Genomic DNA, 17,221 nt, shown 5'->3' with positions numbered 1-17,221 from the left:
CGGCCGCCCCCTGTACGGCTCAGAACCGGTGCGAAATACCCGTACCGAAGCGCGACGTGTGGGAATGGCCAGGGTCGAACTGGTTGTCCAGGGTGTAATTGGACGCGTAGCCGGCGAACGCATAGAGCGTGGTGCGCGGCGACAGGTCATACGTATACCCCAATGTCACCAATTGCGCATTGCGCGCGCTCGAACCATCCTCCCATTTCCAGTCGGGACGCGCCAGCGACCACTGCACCACCACCGTGCCGTGGCCGACCGGCATGCTGGCGCCCAGCAGCCAGGCGTCGACGGTGCCGCCGCGCGCAAAGGCCGCCGGCCCCAGGTTCCGGCCCAGGTTGTCCGGATCGCCGCCGTCCAGGCCAACGTAGCCGTTGCGCTGGCGCGACCATCCCGCCGACACCTTGAACACCTCGAAGTCGTAGGAGGCGCCCAGTTGCACCGCCTGCGGCCGGCCGTTGCTGCCCTCGACCGGCTCGGCCAGGCGCAGTTGGTCCCAGGTGGCGACCGCCAGCAAGGGGCCGTCCTCGTACTTCAGGCCGAGGCTGAGGGCGCGGTTGTTGGCCGCGGTCTTGAAGCGGTCGCCGTCGTCGGCGTCGAAGGAATAGCCGACGCCCGCCTGGAAGCCCTGCCAGGTCGGCGTGTAGTAGTTGACCAGGTTGCTGAACTGGTAGTTGTCCGAGGCCTTGAAGGTGGCGCCCATGCCCATCTCCTTCCAGGAGGCCAGCTCCAGCGCGTTGCCGTAGGTCTTGCCGACGGTGTACTGGCGCCCCAGGCGCAGGTCGCCGTAGCTGTCGTGGGCCAGCCCGACCCAGGCGCCGTAGTTGAACAGTCGGTCGTCATCGGCGCGCTTGCCGGTGGACGGGTCGAAGCCGCTTTCAAGCTGGAAACGGGTGCTCCAGCCGTCGCCCAGGTCCTCGGTGCCGCGCAGGCCCCAGAGGGAATCGGTCAGGCCGCCGTTGAGGATGCCATTGTGGGTGCCCTGTCCGGAGGTGTGGGTGGTGGCGATGCCCGCATCCACCACGCCGTAGAGCTGGACGCCCGGGCCATCGCCGGCCGCACAGACCGTCAGGGGAAGGCTGGCCGCGCCCGCCACGAGCGTCGTGGCAACAGTCGAGATTTTCATGCTTATCTCCAGAATCCGGGGTGGCACCGCCACCGCCGGTGGTATTGAATCGACGGTGGGCGCCTGCCCACCGCCAGGTGTATCAATAGTGACTATTGCCAGCCGTAGCGGCGCACCCACACGCCCTTGAGCAATTGGGTCAGCACGCAGTAGCTCAGCAGGATGCCGGCCAGCCAGGGGAAGTAGCTCCACGGCAGCGCCTGCAACTGGAAGTACTCGGCCAGCGGCGAGAACGGCAGGAACAGGCCCAGCCCGACCACCATGACCGTCATCAGCATCAACGGCCATGCGGCGCGGCTTTGCAGGAACGGGATCTTGCGTGTGCGGATCATATGCACGATGAGCGTCTGCGACAACAGCCCTTCGACGAACCAGCCGGACTGAAACAACGTCTGGTGCTCGGGCGCATTGGCCTGGAATACGTACCACATGAGCGCGTAGGTGGTGATGTCGAAGATGGAGCTGATGGGGCCGAAGAAAACCATGAAGCGGCCCAGCCCGGCGGGATCCCACTGTTGCGGCTTTTTCAGAAGCTCCTCGTCGACATTGTCGAACGGGATCGCGGTCTGCGAGATGTCGTACATCAAGTTCTGCAACAACAGGTGGATCGGCAGCATCGGCAGGAAGGGCAGGAACGCGCTGGCCACCAGCACCGAGAAGACGTTGCCGAAATTGGAGCTGGCCGTCATCTTCAGGTACTTGAGCATGTTGCAGAAGGTCTTGCGGCCCTCGATCACGCCGTCCTCCAGCACCATCAGGCTCTTTTCCAGCAGGATGATATCGGCGGCCTCCTTCGAGATATCCACCGCCGAGTCCACCGAAATGCCCACGTCGGCGGCGCGCAGGGCCGGCGCGTCGTTGATGCCGTCGCCCATGAAGCCCACGGTGTTGCCCTGGGCCCGCAACATGCGGACGATGCGCTCCTTGTGCGCTGGCGTCAGGCGCGCGAACACATTGGCCTCGCGCACCGCCACGGCCAGCCGGTCGTCGTCCATGGCCTCGATGTCGGCGCCCAGGCAGACCTTGCGGACCTCGAAGCCGACTTCGCGGCAGACCTTCTGCGTCACCAGTTCGACGTCGCCCGTGAGCACCTTGACCTCGATGCCGGAACCGCGCAGCGCGGCCAGCGCCGGGCCGGTGGATTCCTTTGGAGGATCGAGGAAGGCGATGTAGCCGACCAGCACCAGTTCGGCCTCGTCGGCCACGCCATAGGCTTGCTGGGTCGGCGGCAGCTCGCGCACGCCCACGGCGATCACGCGCAGTCCGTCACGGTTCAGGTCGGCGGTGACGCGACGGATGTCGGCGCGGCGCGCGTCCGTCAGCGGATGCACGTCCTTGCCGATCCGCAGGCGGCTGCAGACGGAGAGCATTTCCTCCAGCGCCCCCTTGCAGATCAGTTCGTGGTGCTCGCGGCCGTTCTCGGTTTCGCTGACCACCACCGACATGCGGCGGCGCGAGAAATCGAACGGAATCTCGTCGATCTTGCGGTAGCGCGCGGCCAGGTCCAGCTTGCGTTCCACCTCGGCGTGACGCAGCACGGCCACATCGAGCAGGTTCTTCAGGCCGGTCTGGTAGTAGCTGTTGAGATAGGCGTAGGCCAGCACGTCGTCACTGGTGGCGCCATACACGTCGGTGTGGCGTTCGAGCACGATGCGGTCCTGCGTCAGCGTGCCGGTCTTGTCGGTGCAAAGCACGTTCATGGCGCCCAGGTTCTGGATCGCGTCCAGGCGCTTGACCACCACCTTGCGCCGCGACATCCGCACCGCGCCCTTGGCCAGCGTGGCCGTGACGATCATCGGCAGCATTTCCGGCGTCAGGCCGACCGCGATCGCCAGCGCGAACAGCAGCGCCTCGAGCCAGTCGCCCTTGGTGAAGCCGTTGATCAGCAGCACGATGGGCGCCATCACCAGCATGAAGCGGATCAGCACCCAACTGACCCGGTTGATGCCCTGCTGGAACTGCGTCGGCATGCGCGAGGTCTGCGTCACGCGCCCGGCCAACTGGCCGAAGTAGGTGCCGGCGCCGGTGGCCACCACCAAGGCGGTGCCGGAGCCGCTGACCACATTGGTCCCCATGAAGGCCATGTTCTCGAGTTCCAGCGCGTTGGCGGTCTCGACGCGCTGCATGGCGTACTTCTCGACCGGCAGCGATTCGCCAGTCAGGGCCGCCTGGGCCACGAACAGATCCTTGGCGCCCAGGATGCGGCAGTCGGCGGGGATCATGTCGCCCGCGGACAGCAGCACCACGTCGCCCGGCACCAGTTCGGCCAGCGGCACCTCGATCTGGCGCGAGCCCGAAGCGTGCAGCGTGGCGCCGAAGAAGCGCCGCGCATCGCCCTCGCCCATGCCGGCGGCGTCGCTGCGCAGCACCGTGGCGGTGTTCTGCACCATCGCCTTCAGGGCCTCGGCGGCGCGGTTGGAGCGGCGCTCCTGCACGAAGCGCAACAGTGTGGAGATCACCACCATCGAGCCGATGATGATGACGCCCTTCCAGGACTGGTCGTCGGGCTCGGCCATGTACACGTCGGTGACCCACGACAGCGATGCCAGGCCGGTCAGCAGCAGGTTGAAGGGGTTGCGGAACGATTGCCACAGATGGGCGTACCAGGTCAGCGGCTTTTCGTGGTCGACTTCGTTGGCGCCATAGCGCGCGCGGGCCTCATCGGCCTGGACTTCGGACAAGCCGCCGCGGCCGCTGCGGAACATCGAGAACAGCACATCGAAATCCATGCGCGCCACATCGAGCATGCGACGGTTGGCGCGGCGCGCGGCATCAGAAGAATCGGCCGCGGTGGCAAGTTGCGCGCCGCCCTGCTCCAGCATGGGGGAACGCCGAAAATGGCGCCCCGATCGCCGCAGCCCGGCCGCGGAGGAAAAGAAGGTCTTCAGGAATTTGAACATCGGAGTGTTCCAGTTATTGGTGTTGTTCTGGAAGACACGGGCTGCCCGCCGCCATGCCTTTGCGCGGGCAGCACGGGGCCGCGGCCCGCGCAAAGCAGGCCGTTTCCGCCACGTACAGGCGTGCGCAGGCACCGGGGCGATGTTGCCGGTGTCCGGATCGCGTCGAGGCGCGCCGGGTGCGGAAGGCGGAACGGGAAACTAGCGGAAGAACCGGGGCCGGCGGAACCGGCGCGCGCGGAGCGGGCCTGGCCGGGGGTTCAGGGCTGCGGATTCCGTACAGACCGGGTGACTATCCGGCCAGTCGGCTCGCAAGGGAGAGGACGGGTCAGACAGGCAGGCCGGCGCCGCGCACAAGGCGCAATCGAGGCTCGGGGTCTAAGGCACTGGGCATGGTCTCTCCTGGATTGGCGGACGGCGGCGTCAGGCCGCCAGCGGTTGCGCGCCGAAATGCACGTGGCGCACAGCGGGGTTGGCGCTGAGCCGGCGGGCTTGCGACATCAGTTCGCCGCGCAGCTCAGGCGGGCAGTTCACGGTGATGCAGGCCGAAGCCATGCCGGGGTCGCGGCCCTGGTCGATCTGCACTTGCGACACGTCGAGTCCGGCCGCGCTGAAGTCAAGGCAGATCTGCTTGCGCAGGGCGCCCAGTTCATCGCGCGGGCAGATGACCGTCAGGCGCGAAGTGCCGCGGCGGCGGCCCATGGCGGTGGCGCGGTCCACGCCGGCGCGGCGCAGGAACAAGTCGAAGAAACGCATAGCGGCCTCCATTGCGTAATGGGGAGCGGCTTTCGCGCATACGCGCGCACGCAGGCACACGGCGCATGGCGGGCGGGCACGAAAAAGGCGTGCACGAACGCGGGCGCTGCGACTAGCGGCGGTTCTGGCGGTTTACGTTGGGGAGAATCCCGGCAAGCCGTGGGCTTGCGCTGCTGCCCGGCAAGAAGCCCGGGGCTTGGGATACAACCGCAACCTGTTCAACAGGCTGCGGCAGATGGAGTTCTGCGTGGTCCTGTCAAACAGCGACGTCGATGCAAGATCGACTACTTTCGCCGGAATCGGTATTCACGAAGACTGCTCCTGGGATGGATAACGGGCAAGATTTTACGCGGGTTTCCACTGATGGACAAGGTTTCTGGGCAGAAAATGCCTCTTCGGTGCAAAAAAGGCGCGGGGCGGTTGCGTCCCGCGCCTTCAAACCCTTCCCGACTCGTCAGGCGTAGAAGTGCCAGCCCAGGTAGGCCGCGAACAAGGCGTAGAAACCACCCACCGCGGATAGCGCCGGCACGCTCATGCCGGCGCGACGGAAGCGCAGCCACAGCAGGCCGATGGAGAGCATGGTGAACAGGCCGGCGGCCAGCAGCGGGCCGTCGAGCAGCCAGGGCGTCAGGAAGATGCCGAGCGCGCTGGGGATGGTGGCCTGGATCATCATGGCGCCGGAGATGTTGGCCAGCGCGAGGCGCTCCTTGCCCTGGCGCACCCAGATCAGCGCGTTCATGATCTCGGGCAGTTCGGTGGCGACGGGCGCCAGCAGCAGCGCGGCCACGTGCGGCGAGGCGCCCATGGCAATGCCGAGCACCTCGATCTGGTTGACGAACACGTGCGAGGCGCCGGCGATCACGACCAGCGCCAGCAGCGTCTGGGTCGCGGCCCAGAACATCGACGGATTGTCGTCGCGCGGCCGCAGCTTGAGCGGCTCGAGGTCTTCGCAGTCAATGCAGTCTTCGTCGTTGCTCAGTTCGCGCTTGATGTACAGGCCGTACGTCGCCAGGAACAGGATGCCGAGCCAGGGCTTCCAGGCAAAGGCCAGCAGGCCGAGCCCGACCTTGAAGACGAAGATGCCCATGAACCAGGCCTGGTCGCGGGCCAGCCGGCGCTGGTCCGCGTTGATACAGTCGGCTTGCGCGGGCTGGCCGCGACGCGCACGCCACAGGGCCAGGCCGACCACGGCGTAGGCCAGCGTCGCCAGCACCAGCGGCCCGCCCATGGCTGCGCCAACGCCGATATCTTTCTGTTCGGGCGTGTCGCCGAACACCACGGCCATGAAGGTCACTGCGCTTTCCGGCAGGGCGGTACCGAAGGCGGCCAGCACGGTGCCGGTCGCGGTGGCGCCGAGCTGGAAGCGGTGTCCGACCCATTCGACGCCATTGACGAAGAATTCGCAGGCGAGGTAGATCACCGCCGCAGACAGGAAAAACAGGAAAAGGGTGAGCAACATATAGACGAGCCGGACGAGCAGAAACCAATTGGCGCGACATTGCGGCTCGCCCGGCCAGGGTGAACGCAACGCGGCCAAAGGTCTCGCCTGGCTGATCCATGCGCGGGCGGGCCGCGACATGGAGACCGTTAGCGCCATGGAGTTCTGGCTACCGCTACGCGGCACCGAACCACCAAGTCTGTTGACGCTAACTCCTTTGGGGACAAAGGATGGCTACTCCCCAATGACAGTGCCGCGATTGTAGCAGCCCGTCCGTGACAGTCCAGTGAATCCATGCGTCGGGCGCGGGAATGCCGCCAGACTGTCGCATCGGCGGCACGACGGGTAAAGTAAACGGCACCACAGCTTCCCGCCGGGCCTTGCGCCCCCTTGCCCATGAGCCTGCCTCCCACCGATATCGCTCCCTTCGCCGCCCGCCGCCAGCGCCTGATGGCGCGAATGCGCGCCGATGGCGGCGGCATCGCCGTCCTGGCCACCGCGCCCGAAGCCATCCGCAACCGCGACGCCGAGTACCCCTACCGGCACGACAGCGACTTCTTCTACCTGACCGGCTTCACCGAGCCCGGCGCCTGGCTGGTGCTGATCGCGGGCGCCACCGACCGCGCGCTGCTGTTCTGCCGTCCGCGCCATATCGAGCACGAGATCTGGGAAGGCCGGCGCTTCGGCCCGGAGGCCGCGGCCGAGCATTTCGGCTTCGACGACGCGCACGCGCTGGACGCGCTCGACGAACTGCTGCCCCGACTGCTGCTGGACCAGCCCACCCTGTACGCGCCCCTGGCCGGCGACAAGCGTACCGACGGCCGCCTGCACCGCTGGCTGGCGACGGCGCGCGAGGCCAGCCGCGGCGGCCATCAGCCTCCCACGCGGCAACAGGACATCCGGCCGATCCTGGCCGAAATGCGGCTGATCAAGGACCCCAGCGAGATCGCCGCGATGCGGCGGGCGGCCAAGATCTCCGCCGGCGCCCATGCGCGCGCCATGCGAGCAACGCGCGCCGGCATGCGCGAATACGAACTGGAAGCGGAGCTGTTGTATGAATTCCGCCGCCATGGCGCTCAGGCAGTGGCCTACAACAGCATCGTCGCGGCCGGCGCCAATGCCTGCGTGCTGCACTACCCTGCCGGCGAGGCGGTGCTGCGCGATGGCGACCTGGTGCTGATCGACGCCGGCTGCGAGGTCGACAGCTACGCCAGCGACATCACCCGCACCTTTCCGGTCAACGGCCGCTACAGCGGCCCGCAGCGCGCGCTGTACGACCTGACGGTGGCGGCGCAGGAGGCCGCGGCCCAGGCAACCGCGCCCGGCCGCGGCTGGAACGACGGCCATGAAGCCGCGGTGCGGGTGCTGGCCCAGGGCATGCTGGACCTGAAACTGCTGAAGGGGTCGCTGGACGGCGTGATCGAGTCGGGCGACTACAGCCGTTTCTACATGCACCGCACGGGCCACTGGCTCGGCCTGGACGTGCACGATGTGGGCGACTACCGCCAGCCGGGCGGCGCAGCCGGCGCGGAACGCCCATGGCGCAAGCTGGAAACCGGCATGATGCTGACGATCGAGCCGGGCATCTATGTGCGTCCGGCCGACGATGTGCCCGAGGCCTACTGGAACATCGGCATCCGTACCGAGGACGACGCGCTGGTGACGGACGAGGGCTGCGAGCTGATCACTCGCGGCGTGCCGGTGCAGGCCGGCGAGATCGAGGCGCTGATGCGCGAATGAGCGAGCGGCGCGCGCAGGCCGGCATGGCGTCGGCCGCGCTCGTGAGGGCGGCCCCGGACCTACAGCGTCAGGCCGTCCAGCCAGCCCATCGCCACCCAGACGTAGACCACCACCATCGCGATCGCGAACATCGACACGGTGGCGCCCACCAGGCAGGCCAGGATGGCCACCAGCACCGGCCCCCAGCCGGTCCTGGGGGACGGCGGCAATCCGGGGTTGTAGCGGCGGTCGAACTTCTCGTCGGGCATCAGCGAGAACACCGCGCTCTCGATGAAGCCGTCGATCATGGGAATGAACACCAGGAAAAAGGCCGGGTTGTCGTACCAGACCGGGTAGTAGCGGAACGCGCAGAACAGGCTGAGCAGGGACAGCGTCGTCACCAGCCAGGCGTAACGCCGGCCCAGGTACCACCAATGAGCGCCGAGCCAGCCGAACAGACAGGCCAGCAGGCCGACAGCGACCTTGCCGCGAGGGCGGCGCGGGATTGCGGCGGACAGCGAAGAAGAAGCCTCGAGCTGCGTCATATCAATCAACCGGTGAAGGGTCCCGGGCGCCAAGCCGCGCCGGCAGACCCGGATTGTAGTGGACAGGTAAAATCGCGACATGACTATCTCCGCCTTCGACATTGCGATTCTCGGCGCCGGCCCCGTGGGGCGTGTCCTGGCGTTGATGCTGGCGCGCGTGGCGCCGGACCCCTCCCGCATCGCCCTGCTGCAAGGCGCCAGCCCGGCCGCCGCGACGCCAGCCGCCGCCATTCCCGCGGCCGATCCGCGCGTGCTGGCGATGAACCATGGCAGCCGGGTGCTGCTCGAATCGCTGCGCGCCTGGCCCGCCAAGGCGGCGGACATCCTCAATATCCACGTTTCCCAGCGCGGCCGGCTTGGCCGCAGCGTGATCCGCAACACCGATTTCAACGTGCCACAGCTCGGCTGCGTGGTCGCCTACTCGGCGCTGCACGCCAGGCTGGAGGAATGCGTGGCCGCCAGCGGCGTCACGCTGCTGTCCGGTCCGCCAGCCGTGGTCGACGGCCAGGACGCCGACGGCGTGCGCATCAGCCAGGGCGACACCGCCCTTAGCTGCCGCATCGCCGTGCAATCCGACGGGGCCGGAGGCAGCGACGTGCGCCGCGACTACGGTCAGCACGCCCTGCTGACCACCACCCACGCCAGCCTGCCGCGCCGTGGCTGGGCCTGGGAACGCTTCACCGCCGAAGGGCCGCTGGCGCTGCTGCCGCATCCGCAGACGGCGGACGCCTATTCGGTGGTCTGGTGCAGCGCGCCCGGGCGCGCGGCCGAACTGGCGGCGCTGGACAACACCGCCTTCTCGCACGCGCTGACGGCGGCCTTTGGCGACCGCCTGGGCCGCCTGACGTGCCAGGCGCCGCGTCATGTCTTCCCGCTGGCGCTGAGCGCGCGCCGCGGCCTGGTGCAGGGCCGCGTGGCCGTGATCGGCAATGCGGCGCAGACGCTGCACCCGGTGGCCGGCCAGGGACTCAACCTGGGACTGCGCGACGCCGCCCGGCTGGCCCAGTCCCTGGGCGGCTGGCTGGCCCAGCCGAACGCCAGTCCCACCCAGGCGTTGCAAGACTTCGCCCGCGCGCGCCAGGTCGACCGGCTCATCACCGCCGGCGTCACCGACCTGATGCCGCGCATCTTCGCCACCGGCCTGGCGCCGATCGAACACGCCTGTGGCCTGGCCTTGCTGGGCCTGGATCTGGCCGCGCCGCTGCGGGCGCCGTTGGCGCGCCATCTGCTGCAGGGTTTCCGGGCCTGATCCTCCCCTTTTTTCGTCGGCCTGTTACCAAGCTGTTGCGGACGAAAAAAGAGGGTTCGATCGAGCCGGTTAAAATGTGACCATGCGCATCGGCCCGTGGACTCTCCCCAACAACGTTCTGGTCGCGCCCATGGCGGGCGTGACGGATCGTCCTTTCCGACAGCTCTGCAAGAAATTGGGGGCCGGCTACGCCGTCTCGGAGATGGCCGCCAGCAACCCCAAGCTGTGGGACAGCGTCAAGACCTCGCGGCGCCTGAACCACGACGGCGAGATCGCCCCCATTTCGGTGCAGATCGCCGGCGCCGACCCCGCCATGATGGCCGAGGCCGCCGTGTTCAACGCCAACAAGGGCGCGCGCATCATCGATATCAACATGGGTTGCCCGGTGAAAAAGGTCTGCAACGTGGCCTCGGGCTCGGCCCTGCTGCGCCACGAAGACCTGATCGCCCGCATCCTGGACGCCGTGGTCGAGGCCTGCGCGCCGCTGGGGGTGCCGGTCACCCTCAAGACCCGCACCGGCTGGGACCGCAACAGCCGCAACGCCCTGCGCGTGGCCAGACTGGCCCAGGACGCCGGCATCGCCGCCCTGACACTGCATGGACGCACCCGCGCCGACCTCTATACGGGCGAGGCGGAATATGACACTATCCGCGCCGTCCGCGCCGAGCTGAAAATCCCGCTGATCGCCAATGGCGACATCGACTCGCCCGAAAAGGCCAGGCGCGTCCTGGATTACACTGGCGCCGACGCGGTCATGATCGGCCGGGCGGCCCAAGGGCGTCCCTGGATCTTCCGCGAGGTCGACCATTACCTGCGCACGGGCGAAACACTGGCCCCACCCAGCTATGGGGAAATGCGCGAACTGCTGCTCGAACATCTCGACGACCACTACCGCTTCTATGGCGAACACACCGGCGTACGCACGGCGCGCAAGCACATAGGGTGGTATCTGGACGGCCTGCCGGGCGCGGACTCGTTCCGCGACCGCATGAACCTCATCGACAACACCCGCGACCAGTGGCGGGCGGTGTCGGAATGGTTCCTCAATCTTTCCCGTGACGGCAACCCCAACCCGGCGCCTGTCGCGAAAGCCCTGCTGGCGGCATAACCGCCTCACCACCAACATAAAAATATCTGTACTCCGATGAGCAAGAAAGATGTCCTGGAAGAATGCGTGCGCGCCAGCCTGGAGCGCTATTTCGAAGACTTGGGCGAATCCGAGCCCCACGACATGTGGGACATGGTGATGCGCTGCGTGGAGCGCCCGGTCCTCGAAGTGGCGTTGGAACGGTCCGGCGGCAACCAGTCGCGGGCATCCGAAATGCTGGGCATCACGCGCAACACCCTGCGCAAGAAACTGCTGGCCCATAACATCCAGGTATAGCGCATCGCCGCGCGGGCGGGCCGGCTGGCGCGCCCCGCATGACAGATTTCCCATCCCGACCTGAAGCGAGACAGGCGCCCGCGCCCCACTCCCGTCCCTCACCATGAAAATCGAAACCGCCCTGCTTTCGGTGTCCGACAAGACCGGCATCGTTGAATTTGCCCGCGCCCTGGCCGCGCGCGGCGTGCGCCTGCTGTCGACCGGCGGCACCGCCAAGCTGCTGGCCGAGTCCGGCCTGACCGTCACCGAAGTGGCCGCCCACACCGGCTCGCCCGAGATCCTGGATGGCCGCGTCAAGACGCTGCACCCGAAGATCCACGGCGGCCTGCTGGCCCGCCGCGACAGCGCCGAGCACATGGACACCATCAAGGCGGCCGGCATCGATCGCATCGACATGCTGGTGGTCAACCTGTATCCGTTCCGCGAAACGGTGGCCAAGCCCGACTGCACCTTCGCCGATGCGGTCGAGAACATCGACATCGGCGGCCCGGCCATGCTGCGCGCCGCCGCCAAGAACCACGGCACCGAGGCCGGCGGCGTGACGGTGGTGATCGACCCGGTCGACTACTCGCGCGTGCTGTCCGAAATGGACCAGGGCGGCGGCACCTCGTACGGCCTGCGCCTGGCGCTGGCCGCCAAGGTCTACGCCCACACCGCGGCCTACGACGGCGCCATCGCCGCCTACCTGACCAGCCTGACCGACGCCGAACCGGCGCAGGACGCCGTGCCGGCGCGCCAGGAATGGCCCCGCACCCTGACCCTGCAGGTCAAACAGGAGCAGGCCCTGCGCTACGGCGAGAACCCGCACCAGACCGCCGCGTTCTACGTCGACGCGCAGCGTCCGGCCGGCCTGCTGGGCAACTACCGCCAACTGCAGGGCAAGGAACTGTCGTACAACAACATCGCCGATGCCGATGCCGCCTGGGAATGCGCGCGTAGCTTCGAGGCGCCCGCCTGCGTCATCGTCAAGCACGCCAACCCCTGCGGCGTGGCGGTCGCGGCCGACACGCTGGGCGCGTACCAGCAGGCCTTCAAGACCGACCCGACCTCGGCCTTCGGCGGCATCATCGCCTTCAACCGCCCGGTCGACGCCGCCACCGCCGAAGCCGTCAGCGCCCAGTTCCTGGAAGTGCTGCTGGCCCCGGCCTATGACGGCGCCGCGCTGGCCATCCTGGCCGCCAAGAAGAACGTGCGCGTACTGGAAGTGCCGATGGGCACGGGCCAGAACGCCTTCGACGTCAAGCGCGTCGGCGGCGGCTGGCTGGTGCAAAGTCCGGACGCCTACAACGTGCCGCGCGACGCCCTGAAGGTCGTGACCAAGCGCCAGCCCACCGAGCAGGAAATGAACGATCTGGCGTTCGCCTGGAAGGTCGCCAAGTACGTCAAGTCCAACGCCATCGTGTTCGTCGGCGGCGGCATGACGCTGGGCGTCGGCGCCGGCCAGATGAGCCGCATCGACTCGGCCCGCATCGCCTCGATCAAGGCCGAGAACGCCGGCCTGACGCTGAAGGGCTCGGCGGTGGCGTCGGACGCCTTCTTCCCGTTCCGCGACGGCCTGGACGTGGTGGTGGCCGCGGGCGCGACCTGCGTGATCCAGCCCGGCGGCAGCGTGCGCGACGACGAAGTCATCGCCGCGGCCGACGAGCATGGCATCGCCATGGTGCTGACCGGCACCCGCCACTTCCGCCACTGATGCGCGTCCTCGGCATCGATCCCGGCCTGCGCCGCACCGGCTTCGGTGTGATCGATGCCGACGGCCCGCGCCTGCGTTATGTCGCCAGCGGCACCATCGTGGTGCCGCCGGCGCTGACGCTGTCCGAACGCCTCAAGGTCATCCTGGACAACCTGCGCCAGGTGGCGCGCGACACGCAACCCGACGTGGCCGCGCTGGAAATCGTCTTCCTGAACACCAATCCGGCCTCGACCCTGCTGCTGGGCCAGGCCCGCGGCGCGGCGCTGTGCGCGCTGGCCGACAGTTCGCTGGCGGTGCACGAGTACACCGCGCTGCAGATCAAGAAGGCCGTGGTCGGCACCGGCCGCGCGGCCAAGGAACAGGTGCAGATGATGGTGCAGCACCTGCTGGCGCTGGACGGCACCCCCGCCCCCGACTCGGCCGACGCGCTGGCCTGCGCCATCTGCCACGCCCACGTCGGCCCCTTGCAGGACCGGCTGACGGAATTGGGCACGCGCCTGAGCCTGAGCGGCAAGACCCGCCTGCGCAACGGCCGCCTGCTCGGCTGAGCCCCGCCCCCCGCTTCGCGCGGACCCGTATAGAATCCCCGCATCCGCCGCGACTGACGCGGCCCCCTCTTTTGCCAGGCCATTGCCACCATGATCGGACGCATCACCGGAACCCTGATCGAGAAACTGCCGCCCACCGTCTGCGTGGACGTGAACGGTCTGGGCTATGACATCGACGTGCCCATGAGCACGCTGTACTCGCTGCCGGAAACCGGCGCGCGCGTCACGCTGTACACGCACCTGACGGTGCGCGAAGACGCCCACATCCTCTACGGCTTCGCCACCGCGGGCGAACGCAGCGCCTTCCGTGAACTGATCAAGGTCAGCGGCATCGGCGCGCGCACCGCGCTGTCGGTGCTTTCCGGCCTGTCGGTGGCCGACCTGGCCCAGGCCATCACGTTGCAGGAATCGGGCCGCCTGACCCGCGTGCCCGGCATCGGCAAGAAGACCGCCGAACGCCTGCTGCTGGAAATGCGCGGCAAGCTGGGCGCGGACATCGGCGCCACCGCGCATCCGGTGCAGGACAACCAGTCCGACATCCTGAACGCCTTGCTGGCGCTGGGGTACTCCGAGAAGGAATCGTTGTCGGCCCTGAAGACGCTGCCCGAAGGCGTGGGCGTGTCGGACGGCATCAAGCAGGCCTTGAAGGCGCTGGTGCGCTGAACAGGCCCGCGGCTCGGTTCCGGGCCACAAGCGCCCGGGCGAAGCCCGCGTGACGCGGCGCCGGCTAACGCGCCTGCGCCAGGTAGCCGGGCGCCACCGCTTCCAGTCCCGTCGGCACCACGTTCAATTCGGGCGCCATCGGCGCGCCGCAGATATTGTCGTGGCGCAGGGAATCCAGGTTGTCGCGCGACATCAGGGGCTGGCCCGGCAGGCACTCGAACAGCATGGCCTGCATCCGCCCAAGCCCCATCGGCAAGCTGACCACCGGGCGCGGGTTGCCGCCCCAACCGGCGCACAGGCGCGCGATCTCGCCCAGCGTGTAGACCTGCGGGCCGCCCAGTTCATAGGTCTTGCCCCAGGTGTGGGTGTTGCCCAGCGTCGCCAGCATCGCCGTCACCACGTCGCCCACGAACACCGGCTGCATGCGCACGTGTGCGCCGGCCAAGGGCAGCACGGGCAGCCAACGCGCCAGGCGCGCGAACATGTTGGTGAAGCTGTCGTCGGCCCCGAACACCACCGACGGGCGGAAGATCGTCCAGCCGCCCTCGCGCCAGTCGGCCAGCTCCTGCTTGATGGCGGCCTCGCCGTCGCCCTTTGAACGCTGGTACATGCTGGCGCCGTTGGAGTCGGCGCCCAGCGCGCTGACGTGCAGCAGGCGGTGCGCCCCCTGGCGGCGGCAGGCGCGCGCGATGCGCTGCGGCAGGTGCACATGGGCCCGCGCGAAATCGGAGCCATAGGGCCGGCCCGAATTGCCATGCAGGATGCCCACCAGGTTGACGACCGCGTCACAACCGCTCACCAGGCGGTCGAGCGCGTCGTCGTCATGCACGTCGCTGGCGAGCAGGGTGACGGTGGGCAACATCTGGAGTTCTCGCCCCTGGCCATAACGGCGGGTGGGCACCAGGATCTGGTGCTGCCCGCCCGCCAGCCGGGCGATGAGATGACGGCCGATGAAGCCAGTGCCGCCGATGACAAGGATACGCATGGAGCAGCCCCTGTTCTTCAGGATTCAGGCCCGATTCTGCCCTGCGTGCGCCGCCTCCGCAAGCAGGCGGCCAAAGCGCCGGACGATATCCCGCCGGCGCCTCGCCCCCGGGTCAGCCCGCCAGCAACTTGCCGTAGGCCGGAAGATCGACGTTGCCGCCGCTGATGATGACGCCAACGCGCGCGCCCCGCACCGGCACCACGCCCTGGAGCACGGCCGCGGCCGCCAGGCAGCCGGTGGGTTCCACCACCATCTTCATGCGTTCGGCGAAGAACTTCATGGTCGAAACCAGTTGGTCATCCGTCACCGTGACGATGTCGCGCACGTACTTCTGGATGAGGGGGAAGGTCAGGTTGCCGAGATGGGTGGTGGCGGCGCCGTCGGCCAGCGTCTTGGGCGCCTGGATACGGACGATCTCGCCCTTGCGCAGCGACTGCTGGCCGTCGTTGCCGGCTTCCGGCTCGACCCCGTAGACCAGGCAGCGCGGGCTGAGCGCGAATGCCGACAGCGCCGACCCCGACAGCAGGCCGCCGCCGCCCAGGCACACGAACAGGTAGTCCAGCTCGCCCACGTCCTCGAACAGTTCCTTGGCCGCGGTGCCCTGCCCCGCGATCACGTCCTCGTGGTCGTACGGCGGGATCAGCGTGGCGCCGGTCTCGGCCTGGATGCGGCGCGCGATCTCTTCGCGGTCCTCGGTGTAGCGGTCGTAAGTGACGATCTGGCCGCCGTAGCCTTCGGTGGCGGCGCGCTTGGCCGCCGGGGCGTCCAGCGGCATGATGATGGTGGCCTTGACGCCCTGCAGCCTGGAGGCAAGGGCGATCGCCTGGGCGTGGTTGCCCGACGAAAACGTGACCACGCCGGCGGCGCGCTGCTCGGGCGTCAGGCGGGCGATGGCGTTGAAGCCGCCGCGGAACTTGAACGCGCCCATGCGCTGGTAGTTCTCGCACTTGAAGAACAGCGAGGCGCCGGCGATGGCGTCGGCCGTGGTCGAGGTCAGCACCGGCGTGCGGTGCGCATTGCCGGCCAGGCGCTCGCTGGCGCGCGCGACGTCGTCGAATGAGGGCAGTTCGGGCAGCATGTAAACAGTCCTTTGTACGCGAAGAAAGTCGGATTTTATTTGCCGAACAGGTCGCCGCTGCTGCTGGCCGCGCCGGCGGGAGGCGTCAGGCCCAGGTGGCGCCAGGTGGTCAGGGTGGCGGTGCGGCCGCGCGGCGTGCGTTGCAGGTAGCCGTGCTGGATCAGATAGGGCTCGATCACGTCCTCGATGGTGTCGCGTTCTTCGCCGATGGCCGCGGCCAGGCTGTCCACGCCCACCGGGCCGCCATCGAACTTGTGGATGATGGCTTCGAGCAGCTTGCGGTCCATCAGGTCCAGGCCCTGCGGATCGACTTCCAGCATGGCCAGGGCGCGGCCGGCGACGTCGGCGTCGATGGTGCCGCCGGCCTTGACCTCGGCGTAGTCGCGCACCCGCCGCAGCAGGCGGTTGGCGATACGCGGCGTGCCACGGGCGCGGCGCGCCACTTCGGCGGCGCCGTCGGCAGTAATGGTGGCGTTGAGCAGGCCCGCGCTGCGAGTGACGATGCGGCCGAGGTCGTCGGCGTTGTAGAACTCCAGCCGCGAAACGATGCCGAAGCGGTCGCGCAGCGGATTGGTCAGCATGCCGGCGCGGGTGGTGGCGCCGACCAGGGTGAACGGCTGCAGGTCGAGCTTGACGCTGCGCGCGGCCGGGCCCTCGCCGATCAGGATGTCGATCTGGAAATCCTCGAGCGCCGGATAGAGGATTTCCTCGACCACGGGCGACAGGCGATGGATTTCATCGATGAACAGGACGTCGTTCTTTTCCAGGTTGGTCAGCAGCGCGGCCAGGTCGCCCGGGCGCTCGAGCACGGGGCCGGAGGTCTGGCGCAGTTGCACGCCCATTTCATGCGCGATGATGTGAGCCAGCGTGGTCTTGCCCAGGCCCGGCGGGCCGAACAGCAGCACGTGGTCCAGCGCCTCGCCGCGCTTGCGGGCGGCGGCGATGAAGATCTCGAGCTGTTCGCGCGCGCGCCGCTGGCCGACGTATTCTTCCAGCGCCTTGGGCCGCAGGGCGCGTTCGATCGACTCCTCGTTGGGCGACGCCGGTTGGGGCGCGACGATGCGAGGCGCGTCGGGGCGGGAGGAAAGCGAATCGGACTGGATGGCCATGGTGCGGGAACGACTGGATACTGAGCGGGAT

15 protein-coding genes and 1 riboswitch are annotated in these 17,221 nt (G+C 68.3%); of the genes, 7 read left to right on the top strand and 8 right to left on the bottom strand.

All coding sequences use genetic code 11. The features are described 5' to 3' along the window. Positions 1–19: 19 nt before the first annotated feature. From HV783_RS01150 to HV783_RS01135, 4 genes are all read right to left on the bottom strand, one after another. Positions 20–1,126: a porin gene (locus tag HV783_RS01150; RefSeq protein ID WP_064523852.1), complete on the bottom strand. Its 1,107-nt coding sequence runs from the start codon at positions 1,124–1,126 to the stop codon at positions 20–22. Between the two features lie 92 nt (positions 1,127–1,218). Then, positions 1,219–4,026 (bottom strand): magnesium-translocating P-type ATPase, encoded by a 2,808-nt coding sequence (gene mgtA, locus HV783_RS01145; RefSeq protein WP_175188552.1) that lies wholly within the window; start codon positions 4,024–4,026, stop codon positions 1,219–1,221. Positions 4,027–4,446: 420 nt separating this feature from the next. Continuing rightward, the gene (locus HV783_RS01140) at positions 4,447–4,779 is read right to left on the bottom strand and encodes a hypothetical protein (protein WP_026382636.1); all 333 of its coding nucleotides are present in this window, start codon (positions 4,777–4,779) and stop codon (positions 4,447–4,449) included. A 454-nt stretch (positions 4,780–5,233) separates the two neighbouring features. Continuing rightward, positions 5,234–6,238, bottom strand: coding sequence for a sodium:calcium antiporter (locus tag HV783_RS01135; protein ID WP_054501967.1), 1,005 nt, complete (start codon positions 6,236–6,238; stop codon positions 5,234–5,236). Between the two features lie 43 nt (positions 6,239–6,281). After that, a riboswitch (yybP-ykoY riboswitch) is annotated at positions 6,282–6,479 on the bottom strand. 134 nt (positions 6,480–6,613) lie between these two features. Between HV783_RS01135 and HV783_RS01130 the strand changes: the two genes are divergently transcribed. Next, positions 6,614–7,957 carry an aminopeptidase P N-terminal domain-containing protein gene (locus tag HV783_RS01130; protein WP_175188550.1) on the top strand — a complete coding sequence of 448 codons (1,344 nt, stop codon included), beginning with the start codon at positions 6,614–6,616 and terminating at the stop codon, positions 7,955–7,957. Positions 7,958–8,016: 59 nt separating this feature from the next. Here HV783_RS01130 and HV783_RS01125 read toward each other — a convergent pair whose 3' ends face one another. Next, positions 8,017–8,481 (bottom strand): TM2 domain-containing protein, encoded by a 465-nt coding sequence (locus tag HV783_RS01125; protein WP_054501774.1) that lies wholly within the window; start codon positions 8,479–8,481, stop codon positions 8,017–8,019. Between the two features lie 79 nt (positions 8,482–8,560). On the opposite strand from HV783_RS01125, the gene HV783_RS01120 reads away from it, so the two are divergent. The 6 genes from HV783_RS01120 to ruvA all read left to right on the top strand — a co-directional run bounded on the left by HV783_RS01120 (position 8,561) and on the right by ruvA (position 14,018). Then, on the top strand, positions 8,561–9,730 hold the full coding sequence (locus HV783_RS01120) for a UbiH/UbiF/VisC/COQ6 family ubiquinone biosynthesis hydroxylase (protein WP_175188548.1): 1,170 nt from the start codon (positions 8,561–8,563) through the stop codon (positions 9,728–9,730). A gap of 82 nt (positions 9,731–9,812) precedes the next feature. After that, positions 9,813–10,838: a tRNA dihydrouridine synthase DusB gene (gene dusB, locus HV783_RS01115; RefSeq protein WP_162876769.1), complete on the top strand. Its 1,026-nt coding sequence runs from the start codon at positions 9,813–9,815 to the stop codon at positions 10,836–10,838. Between the two features lie 36 nt (positions 10,839–10,874). Further along, on the top strand, positions 10,875–11,114 hold the full coding sequence (locus HV783_RS01110) for a helix-turn-helix domain-containing protein (protein WP_006217670.1): 240 nt from the start codon (positions 10,875–10,877) through the stop codon (positions 11,112–11,114). A gap of 103 nt (positions 11,115–11,217) precedes the next feature. Continuing rightward, complete coding sequence (purH, locus tag HV783_RS01105) at positions 11,218–12,807, top strand: bifunctional phosphoribosylaminoimidazolecarboxamide formyltransferase/IMP cyclohydrolase (RefSeq protein ID WP_175142077.1); 1,590 nt, start codon at positions 11,218–11,220, stop codon at positions 12,805–12,807. Further along, positions 12,807–13,355 (top strand): crossover junction endodeoxyribonuclease RuvC, encoded by a 549-nt coding sequence (ruvC, locus tag HV783_RS01100; protein ID WP_049071645.1) that lies wholly within the window; start codon positions 12,807–12,809, stop codon positions 13,353–13,355. The genes purH and ruvC overlap by 1 nt, the downstream gene beginning before the upstream one ends. A gap of 90 nt (positions 13,356–13,445) precedes the next feature. Then, the gene (gene ruvA / locus HV783_RS01095) at positions 13,446–14,018 is read left to right on the top strand and encodes a Holliday junction branch migration protein RuvA (protein ID WP_006393160.1); all 573 of its coding nucleotides are present in this window, start codon (positions 13,446–13,448) and stop codon (positions 14,016–14,018) included. 64 nt (positions 14,019–14,082) lie between these two features. Here the strand turns inward: ruvA and HV783_RS01090 are convergent, their stop codons facing one another. The 3 genes from HV783_RS01090 to ruvB form a co-directional block, all read right to left on the bottom strand. Then, positions 14,083–15,003, bottom strand: coding sequence for a complex I NDUFA9 subunit family protein (locus HV783_RS01090; protein ID WP_054501777.1), 921 nt, complete (start codon positions 15,001–15,003; stop codon positions 14,083–14,085). Between the two features lie 112 nt (positions 15,004–15,115). After that, positions 15,116–16,081 carry a threo-3-hydroxy-L-aspartate ammonia-lyase gene (locus HV783_RS01085; RefSeq protein WP_054501778.1) on the bottom strand — a complete coding sequence of 322 codons (966 nt, stop codon included), beginning with the start codon at positions 16,079–16,081 and terminating at the stop codon, positions 15,116–15,118. A 35-nt stretch (positions 16,082–16,116) separates the two neighbouring features. Continuing rightward, entirely contained in the window at positions 16,117–17,190 is a 1,074-nt protein-coding gene (gene ruvB, locus HV783_RS01080) for a Holliday junction branch migration DNA helicase RuvB (RefSeq protein ID WP_054501779.1), read from the bottom strand. Between the last annotated feature and the right edge of the window lie 31 nt (positions 17,191–17,221).

The organism is Achromobacter dolens (genome assembly GCF_902859745.1).
In the GTDB taxonomy this organism is placed as follows: domain Bacteria; phylum Pseudomonadota; class Gammaproteobacteria; order Burkholderiales; family Burkholderiaceae_B; genus Achromobacter; species Achromobacter dolens.
Note: the sequence above shows the minus strand (reverse complement) of the source record. Positions and strands in the feature narration are given on the sequence as shown.

What these genes read in the sequence shown, in the direction of transcription:
- HV783_RS01150 (WP_064523852.1), bottom strand. Translation starts at nt 1,126, where the DNA reads ATGAAAATCTCGACTGTTGCCACGACGCTCGTGGCGGGCGCGGCCAGC.
- mgtA (WP_175188552.1), bottom strand. Translation starts at nt 4,026, where the DNA reads ATGTTCAAATTCCTGAAGACCTTCTTTTCCTCCGCGGCCGGGCTGCGG.
- HV783_RS01140 (WP_026382636.1), bottom strand. Translation starts at nt 4,779, where the DNA reads ATGCGTTTCTTCGACTTGTTCCTGCGCCGCGCCGGCGTGGACCGCGCC.
- HV783_RS01135 (WP_054501967.1), bottom strand. Translation starts at nt 6,238, where the DNA reads ATGTTGCTCACCCTTTTCCTGTTTTTCCTGTCTGCGGCGGTGATCTAC.
- HV783_RS01130 (WP_175188550.1), top strand. Translation starts at nt 6,614, where the DNA reads ATGAGCCTGCCTCCCACCGATATCGCTCCCTTCGCCGCCCGCCGCCAG.
- HV783_RS01125 (WP_054501774.1), bottom strand. Translation starts at nt 8,481, where the DNA reads ATGACGCAGCTCGAGGCTTCTTCTTCGCTGTCCGCCGCAATCCCGCGC.
- HV783_RS01120 (WP_175188548.1), top strand. Translation starts at nt 8,561, where the DNA reads ATGACTATCTCCGCCTTCGACATTGCGATTCTCGGCGCCGGCCCCGTG.
- dusB (WP_162876769.1), top strand. Translation starts at nt 9,813, where the DNA reads ATGCGCATCGGCCCGTGGACTCTCCCCAACAACGTTCTGGTCGCGCCC.
- HV783_RS01110 (WP_006217670.1), top strand. Translation starts at nt 10,875, where the DNA reads ATGAGCAAGAAAGATGTCCTGGAAGAATGCGTGCGCGCCAGCCTGGAG.
- purH (WP_175142077.1), top strand. Translation starts at nt 11,218, where the DNA reads ATGAAAATCGAAACCGCCCTGCTTTCGGTGTCCGACAAGACCGGCATC.
- ruvC (WP_049071645.1), top strand. Translation starts at nt 12,807, where the DNA reads ATGCGCGTCCTCGGCATCGATCCCGGCCTGCGCCGCACCGGCTTCGGT.
- ruvA (WP_006393160.1), top strand. Translation starts at nt 13,446, where the DNA reads ATGATCGGACGCATCACCGGAACCCTGATCGAGAAACTGCCGCCCACC.
- HV783_RS01090 (WP_054501777.1), bottom strand. Translation starts at nt 15,003, where the DNA reads ATGCGTATCCTTGTCATCGGCGGCACTGGCTTCATCGGCCGTCATCTC.
- HV783_RS01085 (WP_054501778.1), bottom strand. Translation starts at nt 16,081, where the DNA reads ATGCTGCCCGAACTGCCCTCATTCGACGACGTCGCGCGCGCCAGCGAG.
- ruvB (WP_054501779.1), bottom strand. Translation starts at nt 17,190, where the DNA reads ATGGCCATCCAGTCCGATTCGCTTTCCTCCCGCCCCGACGCGCCTCGC.